Annotated in this window: 3 protein-coding genes; 2 read left to right on the top strand and 1 reads right to left on the bottom strand. The window is 44.8% G+C overall.

From position 1 onward, the window contains the following. Nucleotides 1–101: 101 nt before the first annotated feature. On the bottom strand, nucleotides 102–3,131 hold the full coding sequence (locus tag IQ246_RS28220; RefSeq protein ID WP_194006596.1) for a DUF1574 family protein: 3,030 nt from the start codon (nucleotides 3,129–3,131) through the stop codon (nucleotides 102–104). Between the two features lie 216 nt (nucleotides 3,132–3,347). On the opposite strand from IQ246_RS28220, the gene IQ246_RS28215 reads away from it, so the two are divergent. Continuing rightward, complete coding sequence (locus IQ246_RS28215) at nucleotides 3,348–3,584, top strand: hypothetical protein (RefSeq protein ID WP_194006595.1); 237 nt, start codon at nucleotides 3,348–3,350, stop codon at nucleotides 3,582–3,584. 104 nt (nucleotides 3,585–3,688) lie between these two features. Further along, the gene (ppc, locus tag IQ246_RS28210; protein WP_194006594.1) at nucleotides 3,689–6,745 is read left to right on the top strand and encodes a phosphoenolpyruvate carboxylase; all 3,057 of its coding nucleotides are present in this window, start codon (nucleotides 3,689–3,691) and stop codon (nucleotides 6,743–6,745) included. The last annotated feature ends 43 nt before the right edge of the window (nucleotides 6,746–6,788 follow it).

Genomic DNA, 6,788 nt, shown 5'->3' with positions numbered 1-6,788 from the left:
GGATTGGGGATTGGGGATTGGGCATTGGGCATTGGGCATTGGGGATTTCCCTGTCTCTGGTCTACTCCCCTGCTCCTCTGCTTTCCATCTTGCCCATCTTTTTACTTTGCTGGCCAAGGAATCATTGGGTCATTAGCTAACTTTTTCGAGACTTCGTATGCCCCAAAGCGATTGAGGTGGCTAGGGTCAGAAAAGTAGTCATTGGTTTTTGTCCACTGTTGGCTCAAATCACGATAGATAAAGTTGGGACTAGTGGCTAAACTCAACATATATTGCTGAAATTCTTGCTCATATTTTTTGCGTACTGGGTCTAGATAGTCTGCGGTGAGAGGTGTGTTGACAAATACTAAAGAAATTTTTTGAGCCTGGGCAAACTTAAGCACTGCTTGGAATGCGGCATCTTGTTCACCTCCTATTTGGAAGGATTTATAGTCGTTGTCATAATTTCCTGGAACTCTGGAATGTTTTTGATAGTATCTAGCGGGATTGAAGCGAATAGACAAGGGTAGAAAGCCATCAAAGTCAACTGCTTGTTGAGAAGTATACTCGTCTGAGTTATCGGTTTTTGACTGTGTTTGTGATGCAACTATCTGAGGGCGATCGCTAACTAATGGCAATGAGTTCCATTGTTTTTGCAATAAACTTTTAATCTGATCGCGGTTTTGGTAGCTAGCCGATAAAGCAGCTAGACCCTGATTTAACCATCCATCTACAGCTTGATAGATGCTAATCTCTTGTTTTTCCGCTTTTTTATTTTGCTCGTCAGTAGGATTTTGGATAGTCTGATCACTATTTGGAGTTGCTAGTTTTTTCTGCAATGCCTGTTTGTAGCCATTTGATGCAGTGATTGACTTAAAGGTTATATCCTCGCGACCACTATTGAAAGCACGGGCACCATCTGCCCAGACAATTAGTTTGGGTAGTTCTGATGGTTCTAATACTTGGCGGAGCACAAATTCTACAACTTGTGCAGTAGCACCATTAATACCAAAATTAAACACGTCCAGATTTGGATAACCCTGAGTTGCCAAAGCTTTAGAAAGTGCTGCCGGATCTACTCCTCTAAGGGCGCGGGAGGAGCCAATAATCAACACATCAGGTGGAGTACCAGTTCTAGCCAGACGTTGTTTATACAGCACTAGCTGCTCATCTAGCTGTCTAACATTGAAACTTGGCATCTGCGATCGCGCTGCTAACAAGATAGCGGTTGCGGTTGCCTTTTCTTTGAGTGGTGCAGCTGCCAAATTCCTTTCTTGGGTATCATCATTACTTTGAGTAAACTCGGAAGCATTGAATACAGAACTATTATTTGGAGGAGATTTGGTCTTAGAAGTGTTGGCTAAAAATGCTGTCCTCTCACTCTCACTCTGATTTTTCCCAGCCGTTAACGATGCTTTTTGCTTGGAAGATGATGGAGGCGAGACACTAGTAGCAGTTGGTGTCGGCATGGTGCGTGCGATGATTTTACCCAACACCCAATCGGTTTGGAGAGTAAGCAATAATCCCAACGTCCCCCAGACTAAAGCGATCTTAAATCCTTGACTATCAGAGTTGCGATCCGCTGACTGGTTGCTTTCCGTAAATAGCTGAGTTGCCAACAGCCATTTTTTCACTGTTGCACTCGCCGTTGTCACCCAATCTCGTGCTACTCCGGTAACAAAACTTTGAACTTCCTCTGTTGTTAAGTCGGGACGCAAAATTTGCTCGTCTGCCTCAGAGGTGATTAAGTCGCTAACGTATTGAGAAGTGGCAGCAAATTCTGGGGTAGCTTCTGGTACTAAACGTTGGCGATGATCAAAATCAATACCGTAGTGCCAAAAAGGTTCCTTATTGCCAGCACGGCGTCCGTAAACACGCACTCCCATAATGGCAGTAAGTTTTAACTGAAGTACAAACTGAGCAACTTTGCTTGCTACTTGTTTACGCGCTGGACAAACGGGCGCATCACACATAATGTGCAATAAATCACCTTTACTTAGCAAGAGTACCCGAATACCACCTGTTAGTAAACGCCAATCTAGGTCAGGATTAAGTAAGCGCTCCAGTAAAAAAACCATCGCAGGTTCATCCCCAGTAGTCGCCAGTTCCAGTGCTGATATAGCAAGGGCGGGATGTTCAGCAGCAGGTAAAGAAAGCCAATCAACCCAAGCGGGTTGGTTGTCGCCTGTTTTTTGTCCATATATGGTGACGGCGAGAATGCCTTGGGGAGCGATCGCTTCTAGCAGTGGTAAAATCGCCTCCAAGCACTGTGCTTTATCTGGCGCTGGAGCAGTTTCTAAAGGGTCAAAAGCTGGCGTGCAAAAAATATGTAGGGTTGATTCTTTGAGAGAAGCTTGGATGGCAACTTTGGACTCGGCAAATAACTCAGTTAATAGCCGGGCGATCGCTTGCACATCTCCCCAACGCGCCCATTCCTTGAGCATCATCTCTGGCGGCGTTAGATCCACTCGCAGCAGCCAATCTGGCGCACTCTCCCCGCTGACTTGCGAAACAATCACGGCATCCTGATACCCGGAAAGCTTCAGATGACGCAACTTTTGGGCTACTGGTTCGGCTAGCAACGATGCATCGGGACTGTAGCTCGATTGACAAAATATCCACAGGCGATTTTCATCGGGCTGAGAGTTCTGTCTTGGCTGATATTTGCGAATTTTTACCTGTACTGCTACCCCCAACGTACTCAAAGTTTCGCTAAGATAACGAGCAATAGCATCTGGATGTCCTTGGCGTGCCAAACTTTCGTTAGAGACAATCAGCGCCCCACCGGGTTGTCTTGATTTTTCCAAGTCTGCTAACAGAGCTTGTTGCACCTGCTCCAAATGCCGTTCTATTTGATTCAAGTAAACCCGATGACACCATTGGGGACGCTGTTGCTCTTTCTTTCTGCCGTAGACAAATACTTGGTATATTGAGGGTTGTTCGCTGCTTGTGAGAGTATCCAAGTCTGTTTGCTGTAATGCTTGCAACAAGTCAGACAGAGTGCGCCAACGTTGCGGACACTCTGTACCTTCACAAAGTATGTGCAGATTGTTTCCCCGCAACCGGACTTTCACCCCAAAAGTGTTAATTCCTGTTGCTTGGCTTACCAATTGCACTAAAAATTCCTGGCGGTCTGGTAATACTGTTTTCATGGGAAGTTAACTTTACAGGAAGCGATGATTGGGGGATAGTGCCTGCACTTGTAAACTAGAACCATAGATTTATCACACTCTGGCATTTTTTTTTAACACTTTTGTCACCTTCGTAGCTCGCAAAATGGGCAAAGATAGTTTTGTACGCTTGCAAGTCAGACTGATTTTAAGTTTTGCGTTTATTTTACTCATCTTCCTAATAACCGAGAATTTGTAATGCCTCCTGCCAACCAACAGCCTTCTTTTAACTCTGGATTAAATTTGGTTTTGTTTAGCATTCCCCAATCTTTCCTTTTACAAATAGGTACAGCGTCTATACTACTGCTGCTCACCACACAGAAAACTACTGTAAGAGCACTAGAAGCTGTAGGGGAAGCCAGTGAAGAATTATTTCGGGGCGATCGCCTACCCATTCTTAACTTCCCAGACGACAACGAACTCGATAAAATTTAGAAAAATATACTATAAACAATTATTTGCTCCGGAAAAATACCATGAGCATTGGGTGCAAAACGTAGAAGTGTAAACAGTAATCAGCTTTATCAAGAATAGAGAATATGGGTTCCCTTTTATACTCTTTGTCTCAAGCTGCAAATATATGTCCGGCGTCGGAATTATTTTTGCGACATCGTCTACAGGTGGTAGAAGAATTGTGGGAGTCAGTTCTCCGGCAAGAATGCGGTCAAAATATGGTGGATCTGTTGCGACAGTTGCGCGATCTGTGTTCACCAGAAGGACAAGCAACAAATGACCAAGCCTCCTCAGCCGTAAAATTGATTGAACAACTGAATATCAACGAAGCAATCCGAGCGGCTCGTGCCTTCGCTCTGTATTTTCAGCTGATTAACATCATAGAGCAGGAATATGAACAAAAGCAGCAATTGAGTCGCTTTGAGGCAGAAATAGAACCAGCAGATCAGCAAACCCTACCCAATATTATCTATTCATCCAACCAAGGGGAAGACGACGCGCCTGTCAAGAGGGGGATAGTAGGAGACTTGCTGACTAAAAATTGGGTAGACAAAGCACCAAGCAAACAAAAAGGTACTTTTGCTGCTTTATTTCCCTATTTATTCAAATTGAACGTCCCACCCCAACAAATTCAACGCCTGATTTCACAACTGGATGTGCGCTTAGTCTTCACAGCTCACCCCACGGAAATTGTTCGTCATACCATCCGAGATAAGCAGCGACAGGTAGTAAAACTCTTGCAACATCTAGATTCCTTGGAGAGTCGTGCTGGTAGTTCAGGAGGGGGATATCCTTGGGAAGTAGCAGACTTACGTGAACAATTGCTCGAAGAAATTCGCCTGTGGTGGCGCACAGACGAACTCCACCAGTTCAAACCTTCGGTACTGGATGAAGTAGATTATGCCCTGCACTACTTTCAAGAAGTATTGTTTGATGGTATTCCCCAACTTTATAAACGCTTCAAATACACTTTAGCTGCTACTTTTCCTTGGCTGGAACCGCCAAGCAAAAACTTCTGCTGTTTTGGCTCTTGGGTTGGTTCAGACAGAGATGGGAACCCATCAGTGACACCAGAAATTACCTGGCAAACAGCTTGCTATCAGCGCAAAATGGTGTTGGGAAGATATATCGAGTCAGTGAAGCAGCTGATTGAATTATTGAGTGTGTCGATGCACTGGAGTGATGTATTACCAGATTTGTTGGAATCTCTGGAGTTAGATCAGTCCCAGCTGAGCGAAGTATACGACGCCTTGGCGCTACGTTATCGGCAAGAACCCTATCGGCTAAAGCTGGCTTATGTGCAGAAACGGCTAGAAAATACACGCGATCGCAATTTAGCTTTGTACAATCAGGAAACGCCAAAAAATCAAGACACCCCAATGTATCGTTCGGGAGACGATTTTTTAGCAGAACTGCGGTTGATTCAACGCAACTTAACCGAAACAGGATTAAGTTGTCGGGAATTAGAAAATCTCATTTGTCAAGTAGAAATTTTTGGCTTTAACCTGACACAGCTCGATATTCGCCAAGAATCATCCCGCCACGCCGATACGCTGAATGAAATTCTGGAATACCTGCAAGTACTTCCTCAGTCTTATAACGAACTTAGTGAGCAACAAAAAGTCGCTTGGCTAACAGGAGAACTGAAAACCCGTCGGCCATTAATTCCAGCAGAATTGCCATTTTCCGAAAAAACCAACGATGTAATTGAAACCTTCCGGATCATGCGATCGCTGCAACAAGAGTTTGGCGGTAATATCTGCCACACTTATATTATCAGTATGTGCCGCGAAGTTAGCGATGTCCTGGAAGTGTTGCTGTTAGCCAAAGAAGCCAGACTTTTTGACCCCGCCATTGCTGTAGGAACTATTCAAGTTGTTCCCCTATTTGAGACAGTAGAAGACTTGCAACGCTCCAGAAGCGTTATGCGCCAACTCTTTGAACTCCCCCTATATCGAGCCTTGTTAGCTGGGGGCTACCACCAAGTAGAAAACACAGAGAATGTCCCCACCTCCTCTTCCTCCCCCCTCACCCCTAACTTACAAGAAGTAATGTTAGGGTATTCTGACAGCAACAAAGACTCTGGTTTTTTAAGTAGTAACTGGGAAATTCATAAAGCCCAAAAATCACTCCAGACAATCGCAGAAGGGTATGGCGTGAATCTACGGATTTTCCACGGACGAGGCGGTTCTGTGGGACGCGGTGGTGGCCCAGCTTACGAGGCTATTTTAGCTCAACCAGGTCACAGTATTAATGGGCGGATTAAGATTACCGAACAAGGGGAAGTTTTAGCTTCCAAATACTCATTGCTGGACTTAGCTTTGTACAATTTGGAAACCATCACCACTGCTGTGATTCAAGCTAGCTTGCTGCGGACTGGGTTTGATGATATTGAACCCTGGAATGAGATTATGGAAGAATTAGCAGCGCGATCGCGTCAACATTATCGTGCTTTAATCTACGAACAACCCGATTTTATCGATTTCTTCCATCAAGTAACTCCAATTGAAGAAATTAGCCAGTTGCAAATTAGTTCTCGTCCCGCGCGGCGTCCATCTGGGAAGAAAGATTTAACCAGTCTGCGAGCTATTCCTTGGGTATTTAGCTGGACACAAACCCGCTTTTTGCTGCCTTCATGGTATGGCGTCGGCACAGCTTTGCAAGAATTCTTGAACGCAGAACCTGAAGAACATCTGAAATTGCTGCGCTACTTTTATGTCAAGTGGCCATTTTTTAAGATGGTCATTTCCAAGGCAGAAATGACCTTGGCAAAAGTAGACATACAAATGGCGCACCACTATGTTCAAGAATTGTCCAAACCGGAAGACAAACCGCGCTTTGAGCAGGTTTTTGAGCAAATTGCTAGCGAATTCTATCTCACAAGGGATTTGGTTTTAAAAATCACTGGTCATAATCGGCTCTTAGATGGTGATCCTGTATTGCAGCGATCTGTGCAATTACGCAATGGCACAATTGTACCCTTGGGATTTATACAGGTTTCCCTGCTCAAGCGCCTACGGCAGTCTATGAATACTACTGCGACTTCTGGAGTTATCCATTCCCGTTACAGCAAAGGTGAACTACTGCGGGGGGCATTGTTAACCATTAACGGCATTGCTGCGGGTATGAGAAATACAGGTTGATGGGGCATGGAGAATGGGGCATGGGGCATGGGGTATGGAGAAT

Source organism: aff. Roholtiella sp. LEGE 12411 (assembly GCF_015206995.1).
Classification (GTDB): domain Bacteria; phylum Cyanobacteriota; class Cyanobacteriia; order Cyanobacteriales; family Nostocaceae; genus Komarekiella.
This window is presented reverse-complemented; position numbering and strand designations above follow the sequence as displayed.